The 23625-nt window shown below is 72.0% G+C and carries 24 protein-coding genes; 13 read left to right on the forward strand and 11 right to left on the reverse strand.

Annotated features, from left to right (window positions below; genetic code table 11):
• Nucleotides 1-57: 57 nt before the first annotated feature.
• The 8 genes from hemQ to DEI92_RS00545 all read left to right on the forward strand — a co-directional run bounded on the left by hemQ (nt 58) and on the right by DEI92_RS00545 (nt 7694).
• Nucleotides 58-792 carry a hydrogen peroxide-dependent heme synthase gene (gene hemQ / locus DEI92_RS00510; RefSeq protein WP_111011968.1) on the forward strand — a complete coding sequence of 245 codons (735 nt, stop codon included), beginning with the start codon at nt 58-60 and terminating at the stop codon, nt 790-792.
• A complete protein-coding gene (locus tag DEI92_RS00515) occupies nt 789-2042 on the forward strand; it encodes a ferrochelatase (RefSeq protein WP_375342524.1) in 1254 nt (417 codons plus the stop codon). Before hemQ ends, DEI92_RS00515 begins: the two co-directional genes overlap by 4 nt.
• Nucleotides 2039-3013, forward strand: coding sequence for a hydroxymethylbilane synthase (gene hemC, locus DEI92_RS00520; protein WP_111011969.1), 975 nt, complete (start codon nt 2039-2041; stop codon nt 3011-3013). The genes DEI92_RS00515 and hemC overlap by 4 nt, the downstream gene beginning before the upstream one ends.
• Nucleotides 3014-3073: 60 nt before the next feature.
• Nucleotides 3074-3847, forward strand: a complete 774-nt coding sequence (locus tag DEI92_RS00525) for a uroporphyrinogen-III synthase (protein ID WP_111011970.1) — start codon at nt 3074-3076, stop codon at nt 3845-3847.
• Nucleotides 3844-4941, forward strand: coding sequence for a porphobilinogen synthase (gene hemB / locus DEI92_RS00530; RefSeq protein ID WP_375342525.1), 1098 nt, complete (start codon nt 3844-3846; stop codon nt 4939-4941). Before DEI92_RS00525 ends, hemB begins: the two co-directional genes overlap by 4 nt.
• Nucleotides 4938-6269: a glutamate-1-semialdehyde 2,1-aminomutase gene (hemL, locus tag DEI92_RS00535; protein WP_111011971.1), complete on the forward strand. Its 1332-nt coding sequence runs from the start codon at nt 4938-4940 to the stop codon at nt 6267-6269. The genes hemB and hemL overlap by 4 nt, the downstream gene beginning before the upstream one ends.
• A 102-nt stretch (nt 6270-6371) precedes the next feature.
• Nucleotides 6372-6866 carry a MarR family winged helix-turn-helix transcriptional regulator gene (locus tag DEI92_RS00540; RefSeq protein WP_111011972.1) on the forward strand — a complete coding sequence of 165 codons (495 nt, stop codon included), beginning with the start codon at nt 6372-6374 and terminating at the stop codon, nt 6864-6866.
• A gap of 21 nt (nt 6867-6887) precedes the next feature.
• Nucleotides 6888-7694 carry a nucleotidyltransferase domain-containing protein gene (locus DEI92_RS00545; RefSeq protein ID WP_111011973.1) on the forward strand — a complete coding sequence of 269 codons (807 nt, stop codon included), beginning with the start codon at nt 6888-6890 and terminating at the stop codon, nt 7692-7694.
• A gap of 45 nt (nt 7695-7739) precedes the next feature.
• On the opposite strand, the gene DEI92_RS00550 is transcribed toward DEI92_RS00545, so the two are convergent.
• Complete coding sequence (locus DEI92_RS00550; RefSeq protein ID WP_111010340.1) at nt 7740-9098, reverse strand: 6-phospho-beta-glucosidase; 1359 nt, start codon at nt 9096-9098, stop codon at nt 7740-7742.
• Nucleotides 9095-9871 carry a DeoR/GlpR family DNA-binding transcription regulator gene (locus tag DEI92_RS00555; RefSeq protein WP_111010339.1) on the reverse strand — a complete coding sequence of 259 codons (777 nt, stop codon included), beginning with the start codon at nt 9869-9871 and terminating at the stop codon, nt 9095-9097. The genes DEI92_RS00550 and DEI92_RS00555 overlap by 4 nt, the downstream gene beginning before the upstream one ends.
• Nucleotides 9872-10071: 200 nt before the next feature.
• On the opposite strand from DEI92_RS00555, the gene DEI92_RS00560 reads away from it, so the two are divergent.
• The 4 genes from DEI92_RS00560 (at nt 10072) to DEI92_RS00575 (ending at nt 14339) form a co-directional block, all read left to right on the forward strand.
• Nucleotides 10072-11130 carry a carbohydrate kinase family protein gene (locus tag DEI92_RS00560; protein WP_111011974.1) on the forward strand — a complete coding sequence of 353 codons (1059 nt, stop codon included), beginning with the start codon at nt 10072-10074 and terminating at the stop codon, nt 11128-11130.
• A gap of 85 nt (nt 11131-11215) precedes the next feature.
• Entirely contained in the window at nt 11216-12577 is a 1362-nt protein-coding gene (locus DEI92_RS00565) for an extracellular solute-binding protein (RefSeq protein WP_111011975.1), read from the forward strand.
• Nucleotides 12578-12579: 2 nt separating this feature from the next.
• Nucleotides 12580-13518: a carbohydrate ABC transporter permease gene (locus tag DEI92_RS00570; RefSeq protein WP_111011976.1), complete on the forward strand. Its 939-nt coding sequence runs from the start codon at nt 12580-12582 to the stop codon at nt 13516-13518.
• Nucleotides 13515-14339: a carbohydrate ABC transporter permease gene (locus tag DEI92_RS00575; RefSeq protein ID WP_111011977.1), complete on the forward strand. Its 825-nt coding sequence runs from the start codon at nt 13515-13517 to the stop codon at nt 14337-14339. The genes DEI92_RS00570 and DEI92_RS00575 overlap by 4 nt, the downstream gene beginning before the upstream one ends.
• A 48-nt stretch (nt 14340-14387) precedes the next feature.
• Here the strand turns inward: DEI92_RS00575 and DEI92_RS00580 are convergent, their stop codons facing one another.
• From DEI92_RS00580 to DEI92_RS00610, 8 genes are read right to left on the reverse strand one after another with little or no spacing between them, the layout of a single operon-like run.
• Entirely contained in the window at nt 14388-14744 is a 357-nt protein-coding gene (locus DEI92_RS00580) for a hypothetical protein (RefSeq protein ID WP_111011978.1), read from the reverse strand.
• A complete protein-coding gene (locus DEI92_RS00585) occupies nt 14741-15919 on the reverse strand; it encodes a M20/M25/M40 family metallo-hydrolase (protein WP_181434572.1) in 1179 nt (392 codons plus the stop codon). The genes DEI92_RS00580 and DEI92_RS00585 overlap by 4 nt, the downstream gene beginning before the upstream one ends.
• Nucleotides 15912-16565 (reverse strand): TenA family protein, encoded by a 654-nt coding sequence (locus tag DEI92_RS16380; RefSeq protein WP_181434573.1) that lies wholly within the window; start codon nt 16563-16565, stop codon nt 15912-15914. Before DEI92_RS16380 ends, DEI92_RS00585 begins: the two co-directional genes overlap by 8 nt.
• Entirely contained in the window at nt 16562-17311 is a 750-nt protein-coding gene (locus tag DEI92_RS00590; protein ID WP_111011980.1) for a glutamine amidotransferase, read from the reverse strand. The genes DEI92_RS16380 and DEI92_RS00590 overlap by 4 nt, the downstream gene beginning before the upstream one ends.
• 11 nt (nt 17312-17322) lie before the next feature.
• A complete protein-coding gene (locus DEI92_RS00595; protein WP_111011981.1) occupies nt 17323-18405 on the reverse strand; it encodes a phosphotriesterase in 1083 nt (360 codons plus the stop codon).
• Nucleotides 18402-19412 (reverse strand): ABC transporter permease, encoded by a 1011-nt coding sequence (locus tag DEI92_RS00600; RefSeq protein ID WP_220037225.1) that lies wholly within the window; start codon nt 19410-19412, stop codon nt 18402-18404. The genes DEI92_RS00595 and DEI92_RS00600 overlap by 4 nt, the downstream gene beginning before the upstream one ends.
• Entirely contained in the window at nt 19409-20170 is a 762-nt protein-coding gene (locus tag DEI92_RS00605) for an ATP-binding cassette domain-containing protein (RefSeq protein WP_111011982.1), read from the reverse strand. The genes DEI92_RS00600 and DEI92_RS00605 overlap by 4 nt, the downstream gene beginning before the upstream one ends.
• A gap of 2 nt (nt 20171-20172) precedes the next feature.
• Nucleotides 20173-21228 carry a substrate-binding domain-containing protein gene (locus DEI92_RS00610; RefSeq protein ID WP_111011983.1) on the reverse strand — a complete coding sequence of 352 codons (1056 nt, stop codon included), beginning with the start codon at nt 21226-21228 and terminating at the stop codon, nt 20173-20175.
• A gap of 242 nt (nt 21229-21470) precedes the next feature.
• Here DEI92_RS00610 and DEI92_RS00615 point away from each other — a divergent pair, with 242 nt between their 5' ends.
• A complete protein-coding gene (locus DEI92_RS00615) occupies nt 21471-22481 on the forward strand; it encodes a LacI family DNA-binding transcriptional regulator (RefSeq protein WP_111011984.1) in 1011 nt (336 codons plus the stop codon).
• On the opposite strand, the gene DEI92_RS00620 is transcribed toward DEI92_RS00615, so the two are convergent.
• A complete protein-coding gene (locus tag DEI92_RS00620; RefSeq protein WP_111011985.1) occupies nt 22470-23573 on the reverse strand; it encodes a M20 family metallopeptidase in 1104 nt (367 codons plus the stop codon). The two genes, DEI92_RS00615 and DEI92_RS00620, sit on opposite strands and share 12 nt — an antisense overlap.
• Nucleotides 23574-23625: the final 52 nt, after the last annotated feature.

Below are 23625 nucleotides of genomic sequence, written 5' to 3' on the forward strand. Positions count from 1 at the left end.
GGGTGTGCGGCAACGGAGCCGAGGCGACCACCATCCGACCGAAGGACAATGGATCCCATGAGTTCCAGCGCGCCCGCGCACAGCACCGAATCCTCCGCCTCGCCGTCCGACTCCGGCATCGACGAGACCCTCCTGACCGCCTACACGCTGTGGGCGGTCTTCCGGCGTCCGGTGGGCGCCGTCGCTCCCTTCGCGGCCGACGCCGTGCCGGAGCTCGACGCCGCGGTCGCGCGGGCGGCCGAGCACGGCGTCACCGTGCGCGGCTTCTACGACGTCTCCGGGTTCCGCGCCGACGCCGACCTCATGGTGTGGCTGCACGGCGACGACGCCCAGGCGATCCAGGCCGCGCTCCGCGACCTCCGCCGCACGGCACTCCTGGTGGAGGCCGCTCCCGTGTGGCACGCGATGGGCATGCACCGCGACGCCGAGTTCAACAAGCGGCACACGCCGGCGTTCCTGCGCGGCAAGGACCCGGAGGCCTGGCTGACGGTCTACCCGTTCGTGCGGTCCTACGAGTGGTACCTCCTGCCCGAGGAGGACCGCCGCCAGATGCTCGCGGACCACGGCCGGCAGGGGGCGAAGTTCCGCCGCGTGCTCACGAACACGGTCGCGAGCTTCGCGCTCGGCGACTACGAGTGGATCCTGCCGCTCGAGTCCCCCGAGCTCGTCGACCTCGTCGACCTCATGCGGGACCTCCGGTACACGGAGGCCCGGCGCCACGTGCGCGAGGAGGTCCCGTTCTTCACGGGCCGCCGCATCGAAACCACCGAACTCCCGGAGGTCCTGTCGTGACCGAGATCACCGACACCCCCAGCGCGACCGGCATCACGAACGGTCAGGCCGTCCTGGCGGCCACGCCGGCCGCCGCGGGCGGCCCGGAGCACGTGACCGAACCGACCGCGTACGACGCGATCCTCCTCGCCGGGTTCGGCGGACCGGAGGGACAAGAGGACGTCATCCCGTTCCTCCGCAACGTCACGCGCGGGCGCGGGATCCCGGACGAGCGGCTCGAGGAGGTCGCGCACCACTACCGGCACTTCGGCGGTGTGAGCCCGATCAACGCGCAGAACCGCGCGCTCAAGGCCGCGCTCGAGGCCGAGTTGGCCCGGCGGGGGATCGACCTGCCGGTGCTCTGGGGCAACCGGAACTGGGCGCCCTACCTCGAGGACGCCGTCCAGGAGGCCGCCGCCGAGGGCGCCACGAACCTCATCGCGATCGCCACGAGCGCCTACAGCTCCTACTCGAGCTGCCGGCAGTACCGCGAGGACTTCGCGCGCGTGCTCGATGCGACGGAGCTCATGGACACCGTGCGGATCGACAAGGTGCGCCAGTTCTTCGACCACCCCGGCTTCGTCCGGCCGTTCGTCGACGGCGTCCGCGACGGCATCGCACGGGCGATCGCCGAGAACGAGGGCCTCGACGTCGGGACGGAACTCCGGGTGCTCTTCTCGACGCACTCGATCCCGTCGAGCGACGCGGCACGCTCCGGCCCCGACTTCCGGGGCTTCGGGGAGCACGGCGCGTACGAGGCGCAGCACGAGGCCGTGGCCGGGGTCGTCCTCGACGCCGCGTGGGCCGAGCTCCTCGCGTCGCCCGAGGGCGCCGCGCTCCAGGGCTCGTCGAAGCCCGCCTGGAAACTCGTCTACCAGTCACGGTCGGGGCCGCCGAGCATGCCGTGGCTCGAGCCGGACATCAACGACTACATGAACGAGGAGCTCGCGGGCGGTCCCACCCGTGCCGTGCTCATCGTCCCGCTCGGCTTCGTCAGCGACCACATGGAGGTCATGTGGGACCTCGACGAGGAGGCCACGGAGACGGCGCAGGAGCTCGGCTTCTGGTCGATCCGGACGCCCACGCCGGGGGTCGATCCCGCGTACGTCGCCGGTCTCGTCGACCTCGTGCTCGAGCGCGTGCAGGGCACCCCCGTCGCCGACCGCCCGCACCTCACCGACATCGGCCCCTGGTACGACGTCTGCCGCCCGGGGTGCTGTGAGAACGTGCGGGCCGGGTTCAAGCCGGCGGTCGCCGGGCTCGCGCCGTGAGCCCCGAGGCCGAGGCGGGACCCACCCCGATCCGCGTGGGGACCCGCGGCAGCGCGCTCGCGCTCGCGCAGTCGCAGGCCGCGGCCGCCGCGCTCGGCAAGGCGGCGGGTCGGCCCGTCGAGCTCGTCACCGTGCACAGCGAGGGCGACCGGACGAGCGAGTCCCTGGCGACCCTCGGTGGCACGGGCGTGTTCGCGTCCGCGCTCCGCGAGGCCCTGGTCGCCGGCGAGGTCGACGTCCTCGTCCACTCGCTCAAGGACCTGCCGACAGCGCCGTACCCCGGCCTGCGGATCGGCGCGGTGCCCCGCCGTGCGGACGCCCGTGACGCCCTCTGCGCCCGCGACGGTCTGACGCTCGAGACCCTCCCCGAGGGCGCGCGGGTCGGCACGGGATCGCCGCGCCGGGCCGCGCAGCTCCGCCGTCGTCGCCCGGACGTCGAGATCGTCGACATCCGGGGGAACGTCGACACGCGCCTCGCCCGGGTCGGGGTCGACCTCGACGCGGTCATGCTGTCCGCCGCCGGCCTGGGGCGCCTCGGTCGTCTCGCCGACGCCACCGAGCTCATCGGCCTCGGTTTCTGGCCGACCGCGCCCGGGCAGGGCGCGCTGGCGATCGAGGTCCGTGGGGACCAGGGCGACCGCGCGCTCGAGCGGGGCCTCCGCGGCATCGAGCACGCGGAGTCCCGGCTCACGGTCACCGCCGAGCGCGAGGTCCTCGCCCGCCTCGAGGCCGGCTGCACCGCTCCGATCGGGGCGCACGCGGTCGTCGACGCGGAGCTCCTGCTCGTGAGCGCGACCGTGTACCGGCCCGACGGCACCGAGTACCGCACCGCGTCGCACGGCGCACACCTCGAGCCCGGCCCCGCGCACGAGCGCCTCGACGAGGCCCGCGACGTCGCCCGCCGGGTCGCCGAGGAGCTCCTGGCGAACGGCGCCGCCGATCTCGCCGACTTCCACCTGAGCAGCGAGTAGGCACCGACCACGGCCAGCACGAGCGACACGGGCGCCGGAACTCCCGCGACGAGCACGGGCGTGCGCGCCGGCGGCGGTCCGGCGGCCCGGGACGCCCGGCGTCCCACCGTGCTCGTCCCGCGCGGCGGCACCTGGGGCGAGCGGGTCGCCCGGGAGGCCCGGCACCGGGCCCTGGAACCGCTCGTCGTCCCGCTCATCACCGACACCGACCCCGTCGACCCCGCCGCGTTCGCGGCCGCCGTCGACGCCCTCGCCGCCGGGACGTACGCCTGGATCGTCGTGACGAGTGCGACGGCGGTGCGGCGCGTGGCGGAGCGGTTGTCGGGCCTCCCGGCCGGAACGCGGGTGGCGGCCGTGGGCCACGCGACCGCGGCGGCGTGTACCGACGCCGGGTGGCGGGTCGACCTGGTGCCGGCCGCGGCGTCAGCGGCCGACCTGGCCGCCGTGGTGCCGGGCACGGCGGGCCGGGTGCTGTTCCCGCGGAGCGCGATCGCGGCCCCGACGCTCGTCGCGGGGCTGCGTGCCCGCGGCCTCGACGTGGACGACGTCGAGGCGTACCGTACCGTGGGGACCGGCACCGGACCGGTCGTGGTGCCCCGCCCACCGGACGCCGTGCTCGTCACGAGCGGCAGTGTCGCAGGCGAGGTCGCGGCCCGGCTCGTCCCGCTCGACGACCGGACCCGGCTCGTCTGCATCGGGCCCGGGACCGCCGCCGACGCCCGCGCGCTCGGCCTCCCCGTCCACGGCGTCGCCGCCGCCCGGACCACCGCATCGTTGCTCGACGCCGTCGTCGAGGTCCTCGCCCCGCTCCTCGACACACAACCAGGAAGGTGACCGTGTCCGCACCCCACTCCCCCGTCGGCCAGTTCCCCCAGGTGCGCCCGCGCCGTCTCCGCGCGACGCCCGCGATGCGCCGGCTCGTGGCCGAGACCCGTCTGCACCCCGCCGAGCTGATCCTGCCGATGTTCATCCGCGAGGGCGCCGACGCCGCGGTGCCGATCACGAGCATGCCCGGGGTGGAGCAGCACTCGCTCGACTCGTTCCGGCGCGCGCTCGTCGAGGCCGCCGAGGTCGGCATCGGCGGCGTGAACCTCTTCGGCGTCCCGCAGCACAAGGACGCCACCGGTTCGGGCGCCACCGACCCGGACGGCATCCTCAACGTGGCGATCCGTGTGGCCAAGGAGGAAGTGGGCGACGCGCTCGTCGTCCAGTCCGACCTGTGCCTCGACGAGTTCACCGACCACGGTCACTGCGGGGTGCTCGCTGCGGACGGCTCGGTCGACAACGACGCGACGCTCGAGCGCTACCGCGACATGGCGGTGGCCCAGGCCGAGGCCGGCGCCGAGCTCGTGTGCATGAGCGGGATGATGGACGGCCAGATCGCCGCCGCCCGCGACGCGTTGGACGGCGCCGGTCACTCGGGCACGGCCCTCCTGGCGTACGCGGCGAAGTACGCGAGCGCGTTCTACGGGCCGTTCCGCGAGGCCGTCGCGTCGACGCTCGTCGGCGACCGCCGCACCTACCAGATCGACTCCGGCAACGGGCGTGAGGGCCTGCGCGAGGTCGAGCTCGACATCGAGGAGGGCGCGGACGTCGTCATGGTGAAGCCCGCGATGAGCTACCTCGACGTGCTCGCCGCCGCCACGGCGATCTCGCCGGTGCCGGTGTGGGCCTACCAGATCAGCGGCGAGTACGCGATGATCACGGCGGCCGCGCAGAACGGCTGGATCGACCGCGACGCCGCCGCGATGGAGAGCGTCCTCGGCATCAAGCGTGCCGGTGCGGACGCGATCCTGACCTACTTCGCCGTCGACCTGGCGAAGCGGCTGCGCCAGGAGTCCGGTGCGAGCGGCCGGGTCAGCGGCGCCACCCCGGCGGCCGGTGCCGAGACCGTGGAACTCTCGAGCGTGGGGAAGTCGACCCGTTGACGACGAACGACGAGCTGTTCGGTCGCGCGAAGCACGCGATCCCCGGCGGCGTGAACTCCCCGGTGCGGGCCTACGGCTCGGTCGGCGGGACGCCCCGCTTCCTCGTGGCCGCGCAGGGGCCGTACGTCACCGACGCCGAGGGGCGCGAGTACGTCGACCTCGTGGCGTCGTGGGGTCCGGCGATCCTCGGGCACGCCCACCCCGGCACGGTCGCCGCCGTGCAGGAGGCCGCTGCCCGTGGGCTCTCGTTCGGTGCCTCCACGCCGGGCGAGACCGAGCTCGCGGAACTCGTCGAGCAGCGCGTCCGGGTCGGCGGCGCCGGTCCGATCGAGAAGCTCCGGCTCGTCTCGACCGGGACCGAGGCGACGATGACCGCGATCCGTCTGGCCCGTGGCTACACCGGCCGGGACCTGCTCGTGAAGTTCGCGGGGCACTACCACGGCCACTCGGACTCCCTGCTCGCCGAGGCCGGGTCGGGGGTGGCGACGCTCGCACTGCCCGGATCCGCCGGCATCACCGCCGAGACCGCCGCGCAGACCCTCGTGCTGCCGTACAACGACCTCGACGCCGTCCGGGCCGCGTTCGACGAGCACCACGAGCGGATCGCCGCGGTGATCGTCGAGGCCGCCGCCGCGAACATGGGCGTGCTCGCGCCCGAGCCGGGGTTCAACCGGGCGCTCGCGCAGATCGTCCAGGAGCAGGGCGCGCTGCTCATCCTCGACGAGGTCCTCACCGGGTTCCGCGTCGGCCCGGCCGGGTGGTGGGGTCTCGAGGCCGCCGGTGTCGTCCCCGACGGCACCGGATGGCAGCCCGACCTCATCACGTTCGGCAAGGTCGTCGGCGGCGGGATGCCCCTGGCGGCCCTGGGCGGTCGGGCCGAGGTCATGGACTTCCTGGCGCCGCTCGGTCCCGTGTACCAGGCGGGGACCCTGTCCGGGAACCCGCTCGCCGTCGCGGCCGGGCTCGCCACGCTCCGCGCCGCCGACGACGCCGTGTACGCGCACCTCGACCGCACCGCCGACCTGCTGTCCGGCGCGGTCTCCGCGGCGCTGACCGCCGAGGGCGTCGCCCACACCGTGCAGCGCGCGGGGAACCTGTTCTCGTTCGCGTTCACCGCCGAGCCGCCGCGGACCTACGACGACGTCCGTGCGCAGGAGGCCTGGCGGTACCCGCCGTTCTTCCACGCCATGCTCGACGCGGGCGTCACGCTGCCGCCGAGCGTGTTCGAGGCGTGGTTCCTGACGGCCGCGCACGGCGACCCCGCCATCGGTCGCGTCCTGGAGGCCCTGCCCGCCGCCGCCAGGGCCGCTGCCGCCGCGTCGGCGTAGGCAGGGCCGGGAGCGGGCCGCTGGTCGGCCGGTCGCCGGTCGCCCGTCGCGGGTCGGCCGGCCCTGTCGCGAACGCCTCCGTTGTGTCAGTCTGGGGATCCCATGGACGCCGCCGCCGAGGACCTGACCGCCGTGCTCCCGCCGTCGGCTGCCGTGCTCGCCTCGCGGGCGATGCTCGGGATCGTCGCCGCCTCGCTCGAGTCCGCGCTCGAGCAGGTGACCGTCCCGCAGCTCCGGATCCTCGTGGTGCTCGTGGCGCGTGGGCCGGTCCGCGCGGGGGTCCTCGCCGAGGAGACCGGTGCGAGTCCGTCGACGCTCACGCGGACGGTCGACCGCCTGGAGCGGGACGGCTGGGTCCGGCGGAACAGCGCGCCGAGTTCCCGCCGCGAGACCCTGGTGGTGCCGACGCGACGGGCGATCGCGCTCGTCGAGGACGTGACGCGTCGGCGGACCGAGGGGATCGAGCGGGTCCTGGCCCGGCTGTCCGACCAGGATCGGGCGGCCGTCGTGCGCGGATTCGAGCTGTTCAGCGGAGCCGCCGGCGAGTTCGACCGGCGGCGGCTGCTCGGGCTCGGCATCGGCGACGAGCGCGGCTGACGGATGCCGGAGCGCTGACCGATGTCCTCCCCCCAGCACACCCTCGACGACGACGCGTTCCTCGACCACGTCGCCGACCGCCTGGCAGCGCTCCCCGGCGTGGAGGCCGTCGCACTCGGCGGTTCCCGAGCGCAGGGGACGAACCGTCCGGACAGTGACTGGGACGTGGCGGTCTACCACCGCGACGCGTTCGATCCGCAGGTGGTCCGGGACCTCGGGTGGCCCGGGCACCTGACCGGACTCGGTGGCTGGGGCAGGATCTTCAACGGTGGCGGCGCGGTCACCGTGGACGGACGGTCCGTCGACATCCACTACCGCGACCTCGACCTCATCGACGCGGTCCACGACGACGCCGTCGGCGGACGGTTCACCATCGAGCCCCTGCTGTTCCACCAGGCGGGCCTGCCGAGCACCATCCTCCTGGCGGAACTGGCCTCGAACCGCACCCTCCGTGGGCAGGTGCCCCGGTGGGAGTACCCGGAGGCGCTCCGCACGGCCGCCCCCGGCGTGTGGTGGACGAACGCCGACCTGACCCTGCACTACGCGAAGGAAGGCCACGCCCGCCACGGACGGGTCGCGCAGTGCGCGGGTCTCATCAGCGAGGCCGCGTGCCACGCCGGGCACGCCGTCCTGGCACGTCGCGGCGAGTGGGTGACGAACGAGAAGCGACTCCTCGCCCGGGCGGGGCTGTCGGGCATCGACGACGTGGTGGCGGGTCTGGGGACCGAGGTGCCGGACCTCCTCCGCGGCGCGGACCGGGCGCGGGCGTTCCTCGAGGCGGCGGTCCGGCGCGAGGGGATCGGGGGCGAGCCGCCCCGCGCCGGGTGAACCGACGGGTCGGCCCCGTCCGCCCACACGCCGGACCCGGCTCGGTCAGTGCGTCAGGACGGCCGCCACCTCGGGGATCCGCGCGACGTACCCGTCGAGCAACGAGCGCGCGACCGTGACGCTGTCGACGAGCGGATGGAGCGCGAACGCCTGCAGGGCCTCCGATCGCGACCCGGTGAGCCCGGCGGCGATCGTGTGCCGCTCGACGTCCTTGACCTGCGCCATGAGCCCGATCTGGTGGAGGTCCGGCTGCTCCGTCGTCAGCGGGTGCACGCCGTTCGCGTCGACCATCGTGGGCACCTCGACCACGGCGTCGTCGGGCAGGCCCTGGATCGTGCCGCGGTTCCGGACGTTGAGGATCATCGTCTGCCGCTCGTTCCGGCTGATCGCGGCCATCACGCCGAGGGCGACCCCCGCGTAGCCCTGGTGCGCGGGGTCGGTCTCGCGCTCCTTCGGGTCGACGGGCTCGTCCTGCGTGCCGCCCTTCGCCTCGGCCATGTACGAGGCGCTGCGCCGGGCGACGGTCTCGCGCCAGAGATCGGCGACCCCGTTCCCCGCGGCCGTGGCCCGGTCGTAGAAGGCGCCCTGGGACTCGGCGAGGAAGTCACCGCGGGTCTTGCCGGAGTCGATGATCGTCCGCACGGCGTCGCGGTTGAAGTAGTAGTAGAAGAGGTACTCGTTCGGGATCGCGCCGAGGGAGCGGATCCAGTCGAGTCCGAAGACGTGGCCCTCCTCCATGGCGGCGAGGCGGGCGTCGTCGGCCAGCAGCTCGGGCAGGACGTCGCGGCCGTCGTACAGGACGCGGCGCATCCAGCCGAGGTGGTTGAGCCCGACGTAGTCCATCTGCACCCGCGTGTGGTCGAGCCCGAGGGTGCCCGCGACGCGACGCCCGAGACCGGACGGGGTGTCGCAGATGCCGAGCACGCGGTCGCCGAGCACGGTCTGCATCGCCTCGGTGATGATGCCCGCGGGGTTCGTGAAGTTCATGACGTAGGCGTCGGGTGCGAGGTCCGCGATGACCCGGGCCGCCTCGACCATGACCGGGACGGTGCGGATCGCGTACGCGAGGCCGCCGGGTCCCGTGGTCTCCTGGCCGAGCACGTCGAGGTCGAGGGCGACGTGCTCGTCGCAACGCCGTCCCTCCAGGCCGCCGACGCGGAGCGCGGCGAACACGTACTGGCTCCCCGCCACGGCGTCCTGGAGGACCGTGGTCGGCACGAGTCGCGGCGCGTCCTCGAACCCGGCCGCGAGCTCGGTGAGGATCGCGACCATGGCGGCGAGGCGGCGTTCGTCGACGTCGTACAGCGCGACCTCGTCCACGCGGGGCGTGCCGGTGTCGCGGAGCAGCGCCTGGTACACGTACGGCGTGCGGAACCCGCCGCCTCCGAGGATGCAGAGCTTCATGCGATGGTGACCTCTCCGCCGGCGTTCCGGCACAGTGCGAGCGTGTCGTCAGGGGCGCCCGTGGTGGTGACCAGGGCGTCGACGTCGGTGAGGGAGCAGAGCCGGAGGGCTCCGGTCCCGGGGAACTTGGCCTCGGACGCGAGCAGGACGACCTTGTCCGACGCCGCGATCATCGACTGCTTGATGGGGGCCTCCACGGCCATGTTGTCGACGACGTGCCCGTTCGCACGCACCCCGGTGCACGACAGGAACAGGACGTCCGCGCTGATCTGGCTCAGCGCGAGTTCGGCGAGGGACCCGACGAGCGTGCGGTAGTTGCGGCGGACCACGCCGCCGAGCAGGACGAGCCGCACGGCGCGGTCGTCGCGGAGCTCGTCGAAGACGGCGAGGTTCGAGGTGACGACGGTGACGTCACGACCGTGCAGGCGGCGCGCGAGCAGCGGCGTCGTGGTGCCGATGTCGAGCAGCACGACGTTCCCGTCGGCGACCATCGCGGCCGCGGCCTCGGCCATCCGTTCCTTGAGATCGAGGTCGCGCCCGTCGTCGAACGGCCCCTCGGCGCGGACGCGGCCGTGGTCCTCGACGGTCGTGCCGGGCTTCAGGACCGCGCCGCCGTACGTGCGGGTCAGCTCGCCGTTGCGGTCGAGCACCTCGAGGTCGCGGCGGATCGTCGCCTCGCTCACGTCGAGCGCGGCGGCGAGTTCCCGCACGGAGGCGGCACCCTCGGCGCGCAGGGCGCTGATGATGCGGTTCTGCCGTTCGCGCAGGATCATGCCGTCACTCTAACCACGCCGTGCTCGACTTCGGGCAAACCCGAGCAGAACCGCACCGGAGATGAACAGGATTAACAGAACCGCGTCACTTCGGTAATGTGCCGGAAACACCGAGTGCACAGGCTTGCAGGACATCGGGCGGAACCGCGACGTCGTGCAGCACGCACCCGGACGCGGAACCGCGATGACGAGGAGCCTCCGTGACCGACAGCCAGCGCGCCGACCCCGGCGGGACGGACCTGCCCGCCACCGGCCTGCCCCGCGCCGCCGACCTGCCCCCCGCCGCCGACCTGCCCGGTGCGGCCGACCTGCCCGGTGCGATCGACCTGCTGTTCGCGGGCGACGTCTTCTGCGACGTCGTGTTCTCGGGCGTCTCCGTGCCCGAACCCGGCACCGAGGTGTACGCCGACGGGTTCACCGTGACGCCCGGCGGTGTCGCGAACCGCGCGGTCGCCGCGGCCCGGGCCGGTGCGAGCACGCGGATCCTCGCCCGCCTCGGCGACGACCCGCTGGGCACCCACGTCCGCGCCGTGCTCGACGCCGAGCCGGACCTCGACACGAGCCTGCTCGAACTGGTGCCCGGACACCAGAGCCCCGTCACGGTGGCCCTCACCGGTGCGCACGACCGGAGCTTCATCACCTACCAGGAGGCCCTCGGGCACCTCGAGCTCCCGGACGACCTCGGGCCCGTCGGCGCGACGCACGTCGGCATCGCGCACGAGCTGCCGCCATGGGTCGCCCGGCTGCGCGCGGCGGGCACGACCGTCGTCGGCGGTGTCGGCTGGGACCACACCGGCGAGTGGGGGTCGCACGTGCTCGACCGCCTCGCCGAGGTCGACGTGTTCGTGCCGAACGACGTCGAGGCGATGCGCTACACCCGCACCGACGACGCCGTCGCCGCCGCACGCGTGCTCGCCGAGCGGGTCCCGCTCGCCGTCGTCACGCGTGGCGCGGCGGGCGTCGTCGCCGTCGACGGCGGCACCGGTACGGTGGTCGAGGTCCCGACCGTGACCGTCCCGGTCGTCGACCCCACCGGCGCCGGTGACGTCTTCGTCGCCACGTTCATGGCGTCGGCATCGCGCGGCTGGGACCTCCGCACGCGCCTCCGGTTCGCGGGGCTGTGCGCGTCGATGTCCGTCACCGGACTCGGCGGTGCCGCGAGCGCACCCCGACCTGCCGACCTCGTCGCGTTCGTCGACCGGCACCGTCCGGACGGCGACTGGGCGTTCCTCCGGGAGGCCCTGCTCCCGGCCGCCTGACCGGCCCGCTCCGTCACCACCACCACACCCGCCCACCACCTCCACCGCCGCCGCGCTCCCCGCGACCCGGAGATCGGAACGAACCATGAAGACCACCAGGAAGGCACCGCTCCTCGTCGGTGTGGCGACCGCGCTCGCGCTCGGCCTCGCAGCGTGCACCCCCGGCGGCACGTCCGCCTCGAGCGACCAGAGCCTCGGCCCCGTGTCGAAGAGCGTCGGATCGGGCCGGACGACCCTGACGGTGTGGGACCAGAACACCGACGGCGGCATCGACGAGGCGCAGCAGCAGCTCAACGCGGCGTTCGAGAAGGCGCACCCGAACATCACCGTCAAGCGGGTCTCGCGGTCGTTCGCGGACCTCAAGACGACGCTGAAGCTCGCGCTCTCCGGGGACAACCCGCCCGACGTCGTGCAGGCGAACCAGGGCTACCCGGACATGGGCGCGTTCGTCAAGGCCGGACTGCTCCGTCCCGTCGACGACTACGCGAAGCTGTACGGCTGGAACGACTACTACCCGTCGAGCCTGCTCAAGCTCAACTCGTTCTCGTCGAACGGAACGACCTGGCAGGGCGACCACCTGTACGGCGTCTCGCAGACGGGTGAGCTCGTCGGGCTGTACTACGACAAGGCGGTGCTCGCGAAGGCCGGGATCACGAACCCCCCGACGACCGTGTCCGAGCTCACCGACGACATGGCGAAGGTCAAGGCCGCCGGATCGCTGCCGCTCAGCTACGGCGACGTCGAGAAGAGCCCGGGCATCCACCTGTACGGCTTCGTGCTCTCAGCGCTCGCCGGGCACGACGCGGTGAACGACCTCGTCACGTCGGAGCGCGGCTCGTGGACCGGCTCCGACGAGGTCACCGCGGCGAAGACGATCCAGGGCTGGCAGGAGAAGGGCTACATCACGCCGGGCGCCAACGGGGTCTCGCGCGACGACGCCGTCGCGGCCTTCGGCAAGGGGCAGTCCGCGTTCCTCGTGACCGGGACCTGGTACGAGGCGACGCTCGAGGCCGCCGCCGCCGCGAAGGACATCGGCTTCACGGCGCTCACCCCGAAGGGCTCGGACACGCCGGTCACCATGGGCGGCGAGGGGCTCGCGTGGGCGCTGACCTCGAAGACGAAGCACCCGGACGCCGCGGCCGCGTACGTCGACTTCATCACGAACGCGAAAGCGTCCGAGACCCTCGTGAAGACGGGCAACCTGCCCACGGTCGTCCCGAGCAGCGACACCCCGGCCTCGGGCACGATCTCGGGCGACATCACGAGCGAGTACAAGGAGATCTCGCAGGCGAACGGCATCACGCCCTACCTCGACTACGCGACCCCGACGTTCTACGACACCCTCACCGCCGCGGCGCAGGACCTCGTCGCGGGCAAGGCGACGCCGCAGCAGTTCACGCAGACGCTGCAGACGGACTACGCGGCGTTCGGCAAGAGCCGCGGCTGAGCATGGTCGACGCCCTGCCCCGGGTCACCGCACCCGCACCCGCGGTCCGCGTTCGGACGCAGCCGCGGCGGCGACGCAGGCGCAGCCTCGTCCCGTACCTGTACGTGCTGCCCGCGTTCGTCGTGTTCGCGGTGTTCCTCGGGTGGCCGTTCCTGCAGACGGTGCAGTACTCGTTCTTCGACTGGGACGGCCTGTCGACCGCGACCTGGGCCGGGTTCGCGAACTACGTCGACGTCGTGCAGGACGCCGAGCTCCGCGGGGCGTTCCTCCACGCCCTCGTGCTCATGGTGTTCTACTGCGCATTGCCGGTCGCGCTCGCGTTGTTCCTGACGGCGCTCATCTCGCGGGCGAACGCGCTGCCGGGGATGAGCGTGTTCCGGACCGTGCTGTTCCTGCCGCAGGTCATCGCGTCGGTCGTCGTCGCGACGATCTGGGTGTCGATCTACTCCACCGACGGCCTGCTCAACCAGGTCCTCCGGCTCGTCGGACTCGGCGGCCTGGCGCGGGTGTGGCTCGGCGACTACGGCACGGCGCTGCCCGCGATCGGGTTCGTGGGCACGTGGCTCAACGTCGGGCTGTGCCTCGTGCTGTTCCTCTCGGGCGTCGGCAACATCGCGCCCGCGCTGTTCGAGGCGGCGCGGCTCGACGGTGCCGGGGCGGCGCGCGAGTTCTTCTCCATCACGTTGCCGTCGCTCCGCGGGCAGATCGCGGTGGCGCTGACCCTGACGATCGTGTCGGCGCTCAAGACCTTCGACCTCGTGTACATCACCACGCGCGGCGGTCCGGGCAACTCGACGACCGTACCGGCGTTCGAGGCGTACAACCGCGCGTTCAACACGGGTCAGGTCGGCGCAGCTGCCGCCGTCGCGGTCACCCTGACCGTCGTGATCATGATCGTCACGGCACTCGTGAACCGGATCCAGCCGAAGGACACCGAATGAGGATCACCACGCGCGAGAAGGTCGTCGACTACGTCGTCCTGAGCCTCTTCGCCCTGTTCGCGATCGTCCCGCTCGTCGGTGTGCTGTTCTCGGCCGTCACCCCGGCGACCGAGAACACCGGCTCGTTCACGCTGCCGACCCGGATCGACCTCGGGAACTTCGGGGACGCGTGGAGCCAGGGGCACTTCGGGTCGTACATGCTGTCGAGCGTCGTCGTGACGGTGTCCGTCGTGCTGCTGACGACGGTGCTCGCGGTGTTCGCCGGGTTCGCGTTCGCGCGCCTCGACTTCGCCGGGTCCGGGATCGTGTTCTTCGTGATGCTCGCCGGGCTCATGCTGCCGGCCGAGGCGTTCATCATCCCGCTGTACTTCGACCTGCGGGGTGTGGGCCTGACGGACACGTACGAGAGCCTCATCCTGCCCCAGACCGCGCAGTCGCTCGCGTTCGGGATCTTCTGGATGCGGAACCAGTTCCGGACGTTCCCGACCGAGGTGATCGAGGCCGCGCGGCTCGACGGCGCGCGCGACGTCCGGCTGCTGTGGCGGGTCGTCGTCCCCGCGTCCATCGCGCCGATCATGACGATGGGCGTGCTCCTGGCGATGTGGACCTGGAACGAGTTCCTGCTCCCGCTCGTCCTCATCACGAGCGAGGACCACCGGACCGCGCCGCTCGGTCTCGCGTTCTTCCAGGGCCAGCACCTGACCGACTACTCGCTGCTGTCGGCCGCGGGCGTGATCGTCGCCCTCCCGATCGTCGTGCTCTACTTCTTCCTGCAGCGACGGTTCATCTCGGGCATGCTCGGCGGCGTGACCGCGAAGTAGCGCGGACCGTCGGACGGGCGCCGGGCCTCCCGGCTCGTCGGGCGCGGGCTACCGCGCGATGACGAGCCGACCCGCTCGTGTGACGGACCGATCGAGGTCCGTGAGGAACAGGACCCGGAAGTCGGCGACCCACTCCTCCCACTCGGCAGCGAGACCGGCTCCGATCGTGTCGTTGTCACGGATGAAGTCGGCACGGGAGCTGATCTGGATGATCTCCACGAGGTCCCACCCGTCTGCGCCGGTGAGCGAGCCGGTGACCTCGAGGTCGAGGAACCCCTCGACCGCTGGCATGCGGAGCATCCCGTCGCGGACGATCTGCAGGCTGAACGCGCGGTACTCCTCGACGCTGCGCCCGGGGGCGAGACGGAACAGCGTGAGCGCGAGCTCCTGAGCGCTCCCGGTCACAGGATCCCCGGTGCACCGACGCGGGCGGGAGCGGCCAGCGTGACGAGCTCGCGGACGAGCGCTGTCGTCCAGACGATGTTCGTGGCGATGCCCTCGTTCGGCAGGTCCTCGGGCTGGTGGAGACGGTGCAGGTCATTGAAGGTCAGGAACAGGGACGGCACGCCTGCCCGGTAGAAGGAGGCGTCGTCGGTGCCGGTCGTCGGCGGGAACCGGTTCTCCGTCTGCAGGGTCCGACCGGTGGCGGCGGCATGGGTGGTGATCGCGTCGTGGGCGACCACCCCGAAGACCTCCGGCGACGCGAAGGTCTCGAGGTACGACCCGCGTCCCAACCCGTCGATGTTGACGACGAAGTCGATGGCGGCGAGCTCCTCGGGGGTCGCCGTGTCCACGTGGTGGCGTGACCCCCCGAGGTGCCACTCCTCGGCGGTGAACCAGACCAGGCGGACCGACGGGGTCGGCGCGGTGCGCGCCCACCCCTCGGCGAGGTGGAGCAGGGCGATCGTGCCACTGCCGTTGTCGTAGGCGCCGACGGTGTTGAAGAAGCTGTCGTAGTGCGCGCAGACGAGGACGTGGCCCGTCCCGGTCCCGGGGATGTCGACGACGAGGTTGTCGGAGCGGGCGGCGGCGGCCTCGTCCGTCGGCCCGGCGCTCCCGGTCAGTTCGACCGTGACGGTCCCGCCGTCGATGCACCACTCTCGGAGTTGGAGGCCGTCGATCCGACCCACGACGAGGTGCGGTACCGACAGGTCCGACCCGTGCGGCAACGGTTGCGGCGCCGCCGGCCCGACGTCCCGCGCATGCACGTACGCCACGACCGTCCCGCTGTCATCGGTCACCACGAAGCGCTGCCAGGTGATGGAATCCCCCCAGATGCCCTGCGGTCCGAGGGGCCGGAGCGTCCCGGTGACCGGGCCGTCCGAGGATCCGCTCCAGAGCATCGGCCAGACCGGCAGGACCCGCTCGATCGGTGCGGTGACGCGCAGCGTGTTCGACTCCCCGGGTTCCCACCCGGGGAGGGTCACCGTCTGCCGGGTGACGGCGAGCCCGGCCGCGGTCAGGCGATCCTCGAGCCAGACGGATGCCGCCTCGATCCCGGGGCTGCCGTGGAAGCGGATCCCGTTCGCGGTGAGGTCGACGAGGTCGCGGTGCGCGGCGTCGACGAGGGGATCAGTCATGCGTGTCCTCCTTGATGAGGGCGGAATCGTGGAAGGTGTCCTCGGCGGCGAGCATCCGTCCGAACCAGAGGTCGAGGTGCGCGTCCGGGACGGTGGGGTCGATCTCGTCGACCCGGGACTGGAGGAACGTGGCCTGGGCGGTGAACGACGGCGTCGCGTGCAGCAGGATCCACTCGGCGGCGGGGCCGGTCGGGGTGCCGCCGTGGCTGCGCACGGCTTCGAGGCACCAGCGGCTGTAGAACGTCTCCGCCGCGCACAGGCACGTGAGCACCGCCGGGTAGCCGCTGTCGAGGGCGGCGGTGACCACGACCTCCAGTGCGTCGGCCCCTGCCGGGAGGGACACCGGGGCCGTGACCCGCGCCGCGAAGTAGTCCGTCTGCTCCCCGACGAGACCCGCGAGCGACCGGGCGTGCACGACCGCGGCGTCCCAGTCGGGCTCTCGCCAGACACAGAAGCCGAGCAGTCGTGCGGCGGTCCGGACGAACCGCTGTTCGATCGCGAGGTAGCGGGCGTACTCCGCATCGGTCACGGTACCGTCGGCCATCCGGCGGATGAGCGGACGCTCGGCGGACCGGGCGAGCGCTCCCGCGTTCCGTGTCAGGAGGGCCGTGGAACGGCGCTCTGCCGCCGATCCGCCCGACGTCATCGCGCGACGAGCCAGCCGACGACACCGTTGAACAGCGCCGTGTAGCCAGCCCACTCCTCGCAGAACGCGGGTGGTGCCCAGTGCGGCGAGCAGTCGCTCGTGAAGGCCGCGGAGCGCCCCGCGCCGACCTCGCCGACGACGAGGAGGGGGTCGTCGCCCACGCGGGCGAGGGTCTCCGTGCCGGCCTTGGCGGTCACCCGGTTGTAGCCGAGCAGCGACGGCCATTCGGATCCGGCGCCACCGAGCGCCGCGTGGTCGGGAGCGAGAACGGTGGGCACGACCCCCGCTGGCTGCTCGACGCGGTCGTCGGTCGTCAGCAGGTCCACGGGCAGGACACGGGTCAGGACGGTCTCCGCGAACGCGGCACGGGCCTGGAACCCCGAGAACGACAGGTAGCCTCCGATCATGAGGATCGAGCCACCGGCCTCCACCCAGGACGAGAGCGCCTCGAGGCGGTCCTGTCCCGGGACCGCGTGCTCGAACACCCCGGGCGCGAGCTGGAGCGAGTTCGCGCCGATGTCGGACAGGATCACGACGTCGTAGGCGCCGAGGGACTCGGCGTCGCCGGGGAAGTCGGTGGGCACCAGGTGCGCGGGGAGGTGCACGACGTCGTGGCCGCCCGACTCGAGCGCGGTCTTCAGCTGGCGGACCCCTTCGGTGTACGAGTGCACGGTGAACTCGTCCACGCCCTTGGTGTGGGTCGTGGTGGACATCCAGCTCTCGCCGGCGATGAGGATTCGGGACATGGGGGTGACTTTCAGTGGGAGGTGGACGCGGCGGCGAGCTCGAAGAGTGCCCGCACGTTGCGTGTGTTGACCCCGAGCACGGTGTGCGCGTCGAGGCCGTCGTCGATGAGGCGCTGCAGGAAGACCGCGGGGATGAACGCGAGCCCGTTCCCGCCGTTCTTGCGGAGCATGCCCTTGAGGAAGAGGTCGTGGCTGAACAGCAGGCGCTCGCCGAAGCCGTCGGTGACGAGCCGGCCGATCGCCCGGGCGGTCTGCGCGACGGAGGGGGAGTCCCCCTCGCCCGGCAGGGTGAACCGGTACGGCATACCGATCATGTCGAACTCGAGGAACACGCCGCGGTCGGCGAGCGAGCGCTGGTAGTCGGGGTCCTCGCCCGACGGGTCCACGTGGCACAGCACCACCGCGGCGGGCGGGACGCCCTCCTCGGTCAGGACCACGTCGAGCACGCGTCCGCCGTGGCGTACGAAGCCCGGGAGGTGGATGTACATCGGGAGCCCGGTCTCGCGCTGCACCCGGCAGGCGGCGCGGAGGCCCTGTTCCTCGCGCTTGGTGAACGCCGGGGAGACACCGATCTCGCCGATGACGCCGGACCGCGGCTCGGATGGGTCCCGGTCCTCCCGGTGGTCGGACAACAGGTACTCGGCGAGGACGTCGACCGGGTCGGTGGCGGTGCGCTCCGGGTGGAACCGTTCGAGGTACCAACCGCCTCCCGCGATGATCTGCACGCCCGTGCGGCGGGAGAGGGCGGCGAGGCCGGACCGGTCCCGGCCCTGTCCCTCCGATGTCACCTCGACGAGCGTCGTGCCGCCCAGGCTCGCGAAGTGGTCGAGCTCGGGGGCGACGTCGTCCGGGTGGTCCAGCGCGCAGTTGTCACGACACGCGTAGGGGTGGTCGCGGAGGAGCCAGGCGAGGTCGGGCGTGACCGGCTGGTCGAACAGCTCCGGGAACGCGGGGTCCGGCGTGATGCCGCCCGCCTCGATGCTGTTGAGCAGGTGCTCGTGCGGGAGGGTGAACCCCAGCTCGTCACTGCCGACCTCCCCGGTGACGGTGTGAACCGTGACCGGCGCCGTCCCGCCCGGACGCTCCGAGGTCACCGCAGCACCCGCTTCCGCATGAAGTCGGCGAGGTTGCCACCGCGGAGGTTGATGAGGATGACGACGATCAGCAGGCCGCCCGTCACGATCGGCACGATGTAGGGACTGAGACCGAGGAGCGTGAGCCCGTCGGTGATGACCCCGGTCAGGATCGCGCCGACGGCCGTGCCCAGGATGCTGCCCTTGCCGCCGAGCATGTTGGTCCCGCCGATGACGACCGCCGTGATGACACTGAGGGCGAAGTCGCTGCCGCTGTTGGCGTCACCGGAGCCGAGTCGGCCGGCGGTGATGATGCCCGCGACCGCGGCGGCGAGGCCCGACAGCGTCAGTGCCATGAGCTTGATCGCGTTGGTGTTGACGCCGGCTCGACGGACGGACTCCTCGTTCGATCCGACACCGGTGACGTACTGCCCGAAGCGCATGCGCTGCAGTGCCAGGAGTCCGAGCACGACGACGACGAGTGCGATCCATGCGGGGTACCCGAAGCCGAGGAAGCTGCCCTGTCCGATCCGGGCGAAGATCAGCGTCGGTGAGATGGCGACGCTGTAGCCGAGTGTGAGCAGGAGTGCCACGCCACGGATGACGGACATCGTGGCCAGCGTCACGATGAACGACGGCATCTTCTGGTAGCTCGCGAACCAGCCGTTGACCACGCCGCAGAACGCCCCGACGGCCAGGCAGATCACGATGACGAGGGTCGACTGCATGCCGCCCTTGAGGAGCTGCGCTCCGATCACCGAGACCAGCGCGAGCGTCGACCCGACGGAGAGGTCGATCATGCCCGTCGTGATGACGAACGTCATCGCGACCGCGACGATCGCGGTGGGCGCGACCTGCACCGCCACGTTCTGAAGGTTGTGCACCGTGAGGAACGCCGGGCTCGCCACCGCGAACGCGACGAACACGACGACGGTGACGACGAGCATGACGATCGTCGACTTGTTGATCCGCTGGAAGGCCGCTCGGCGGCGTTCCTGGGCGGTCGGGAGGGCCAGGGCCGCGCTCATGCCGCGTCCTTCCGTTCGTCTCGGGTGATCATCGCGACGAGGGACTCGATGTTCAGGTCCCGGATGTCCGCGTCCTCGACGCTGCGGCCCTCGTACATGACGGTGATGCGGTCACACACGCGGAACAGGTCCTGCAGGCGGTGGGTGATGAGGATCACACCCACCCCCCGCGCCGCGACCTCGCGGATCAGTCGCAGCACGGACTCGACCTCGGTCACGGCGAGCGCGGCCGTGGGTTCGTCGAGAATGAGGATCTCGGGGTCGATCGACGCCGCGCGAGCGATCGCGACGGACTGCCGCTGACCGCCCGACAGCTGCGAGATGAGCTGGTGCGTGGACGCGACGCGGACGCCGAACTCCCGGAGCACACGGCTCGCCTCGTCGTGCATCCTGCTCACCCGCATGAACGGGCCGACGTGGGGCTCACGTCCGAGGAACAGGTTCGCAGCCACGTTCAGGGTGTCGCACAGCGCCAGGTCCTGGTAGACGATGCCGATCTTCTCGTCCTGCGCGACGCTGGGGTTCGAGAACCGCACCTCCTTGCCCTTGATGCGGATCGTGCCCCGGTCGTGCTGCACGGATCCGGCCAAGACCTTCATGAGCGTCGACTTGCCGGCCCCATTGTCCCCGACGAGGCCGAGGACCTCACCGGGGGCGAGGGTGAGGTCCACGCCACGGAGGACGTCGACGGCGCCGTACGACTTGGTGATCCCGCGGAGTTCGACGAGCGGCGTCTGATGGTTGAGGGAGTCGGTCATCGTCAGCCCTTCAGGAAGTAGTCGTACTTCGCGAGGTTGGCCTTGGTCACGATCGTCGTCGGAACGCTGATCGTTGCCGGTACCTTCGTCCCGCCGCAGGCGAGGTCGATCGCGGCCTTGGCTGCGGCGTAGCCGAACCCGTAGGTGTCCTGCTGCACGACCTCCTTGACGAAACCCTGCTTGATGCCGGCCGCCGAGGTGGAGTCGAGGTCCCAGCCGACGATCTGCGTGCTCCCGGTCTTGCCCTGCGACCGGACCGCGGCGATCGCACCGTCCAGGGCCGGGCTGCCGGTGGCGTAGATGTACTCGAGGTCCGGGTGGGCCGTGAGCAGGTTCTCGGCGGCGGTCTGCGCCTTGTCGTTGACGTTCTGCCCGTCGACGACGGCCTTGATGGTCATGCCACCGGCCTTGACCGTGTCCTGGAAACCGTCCTGCCGCTGGATCTGGATGGAGCTGTTGAGGGCGGCGACCACGCCGACCTCGCCCTTGCCACCGGACAGCGCGAGGAACGCCTTGCCGAGCTGCTGACCACCGACGGTGTTCGCGGTGCCGACCTGGGTGTCGATGGCGCTCGCGTCGGCCACGGACCCGTCCGTCGAGACGACCGCGATGCCCTTGGCCTTCGCGGCCTTGAGCGCGGGGACGAGCGCGTTGGCGTCGTACGGGTCGACGATGATCGCGTCGACGCCCGAGGACGTCAGGTTCTCGATGCCCGACACCTGCGTCGCCGCGTCGTCGTTGCCGCTGACGAGCTGGACGCTGGCGCCGGCCTTCTTGGCCACCGCCTGGATGCCGGTGTTCATCTGCGTGAAGAAGGACGTCTGTTCGTCGATGTCGACGACGCCGATCTTGAAGGTGTCGCCCGACTTGGGCTTGCAGGCGGTGGGGACCCCGGTCGGCGCCGGGACGCCGGCAGCCAGGGTGGAGGACGACGCGTCCTTCGACGAGCTGGTTGAGCCCGACGACGCGGTCGTGGACGTGGCGTCGCAACCGGCGAGGGCGGTCACGGCCGCGAGACCGATGACGGCGGACACGGCGATCCGGCGGGAGGAGTTCATGGGTGGCCTCTCGAGGGCGGGGTGGTGGGGGGTGGTCGGGGTGCGCGTTCGGCGGGGCGGTCCTGTTCGGCAATCGGTTGCCGAAGGACGTGCACCCATGATGCCGTCGCGATTGTTTCGACCGCGCACGACCTCTGTTTCCGGGAGGTAAAACCTCCGTTCGCCGTGGCAAGCGATTGCCCGCATCGAACGAGTACGATGCCCGTGGGCGGCACACACCGCGCGGGGAGGAGGACGACGAGATGGTGACGCTCGCCGACGTGGCCGCGCTCGCGGGGGTGTCCGAGGCCACGGTGTCGCGCGTGATGTCCTCGTCCCGCCCCGTCGGCCGGGACGTCGAGGCCCGGGTGCGTCGAGCGGCGACGGAGCTCGGCTACGTGGGCAACAGCATCGCTCGGGCGCTCCGCAAGAACCGGACGGACACCGTCGGCATGGTGGTGCCGAGCATCCTCAACCCGTTCTTCACGACCCTGGTCGACAGCGTCGAACGTGCCCTCCACGCGGAGGGCAAGCAGCTGTCACTCTGCGACTCGCGGCAGAACCCCGAGGTCGAGGCGGAGCAGCTCCGGTCCCTGGTCCACCGTCAGGTCGACGGCATCATCGTCAGCGCCTGCGACCAGGTCGCGAGCGTGCCCGCCCTGCGCGCCGCGGCACTGTCCGTGCCCCTGGTGCAGCTGGACCGGCGCGTGGACGTGGAGGGCACGGACTGGATCGGCATCGACGACGACGAGGCGATGCGGCTGGTGCTCGAGGAGCTGGCGAGCACGGGGGTCCGGACCGCGGCGTTCGTCACGAGTGCGCTCACGAACTCCTCGACCCACCTGCGCCTCGAGGGGTTCCGGCGGCATGCGGCACGTCTCGGGATCACCGTCCGCGAGTCGTGGATCCAGTTCGGCGAGTACACGATCGAGAGCGGTGAGGCCGCGGCGCGTCAGCTGCTGGCCGGAGCCGACCGGCCCGAGGCGATCGTCTGCGCTGACGACCTCATCGCGATCGGCGTCCTCCGGGCGTGCCGGCAGCTCGGCGTCCGCGTCCCGGACGAGGTCCAGGTGACCGGTTTCGACGACATCACCTTCGCTGCGTACGTGGTCCCGGGCCTGACCACGCTCGCGCAGCCCACGGACCTGATGGCGACCGAGGCGTTCCGGCTCCTCGGTGTCGCCTCGACGTCCCTCGCCACCCGCCGTCCCGCCACCCGGATGTCCTTCGCGCCCACGTTGGTCGTCCGCGAGACGACGCGGTCACACCGGTGACGCGGCCCAACGCACGCCCGCGCTGACGTACGCAAGCACGGCGTCCGCCAGGAGGTCGAGTGACACGGACTCGTCCACCGAGTGCACCCGCGTCGGGTCGCCTGGCCCCCAGACCACCATCGGGACGTCCGGCATCGAGCGCACGAAGACCGATGCGTCGGTGAAGTAGGCGGCGGGCTCGCGGGCGACACGGCCGGGCAGGCTGGCCACCCACGGATCGGTCTCGTCCGTCCACACCGGGGCGAGATCGAGTTCGACGGTGACGTCCGCGACGTCGGGTCGCCCACGCCACCAGTCGGGGATCCGGGCAGCGGAGGCGGCCTCGGTCACCCGGTGGTCGACCCGGACGACGCACACGTCGGGCACCATGTTCGGCACCGATCCCCCGGCGATCGTCCCGACGTTGAGCGTCTCCGCGCCGAGTCGTGGGTGTGCGGTGAGCGGGACGGCATCGAGGCGCAGCAGGACGTCGCGCATCGCGAGGACGGCGTTGCGCCCGGCGCTCGGCGTGCTGCCGTGGGCGGAGGTCCCTCGCGTCTCCACCCGCAGCCAGAGCGCACCGCGGTGGCCGAGCACGATCCGGTTCGCCGTGGACTCGGGGATGACGACGGCACCGAGGTCGATCCCCGCCGCGGACAGCATGTCGACGAGGACGGGCGCTCCGAGGCAGCCCGACTCCTCGCCGACCGACAACGCGAGCACGACGGGGAGGCCCTGTTCGTGCAGTCGAGCCACCGCCACCATCGCCGCAGCGAGGCCGGCCTTCATGTCGGAGGACCCGCGACCGTGGAGTCGCCCCTCCGCGATGTGCGGTTGGAACGGCGGCGTTGTCCAGGAGCCCTCCGCGCCGGTGGGCACCACGTCGGCGTGGCAGGAGAAGGCCAGGTGCGGTCCGCTCGAGCGGGGTGACGGCCGTGCGGGCACCACGAGGAGTCCGTCCGTCGTCGCCGGCGAGCGGACCACGCGGCTGCCGGCGTGCCCCGCGTACCACGCCTGGACCAGGTCCAACACCAGCCCCTCGCCCGCCGACCCGGTGACGGAGTCGACGCGGATCAGGTCGGAGAGGAGTTCCGTGACATCGGGAGTACCCATCCGCGAAGGGTACCCAGGCGACCGCGGTCGTGCTGATCGGACCGTCGGGCCG

Origin of the sequence: Curtobacterium sp. MCBD17_034 (assembly GCF_003234515.1) — a bacterium.
Lineage (GTDB): Bacteria > Actinomycetota > Actinomycetes > Actinomycetales > Microbacteriaceae > Curtobacterium.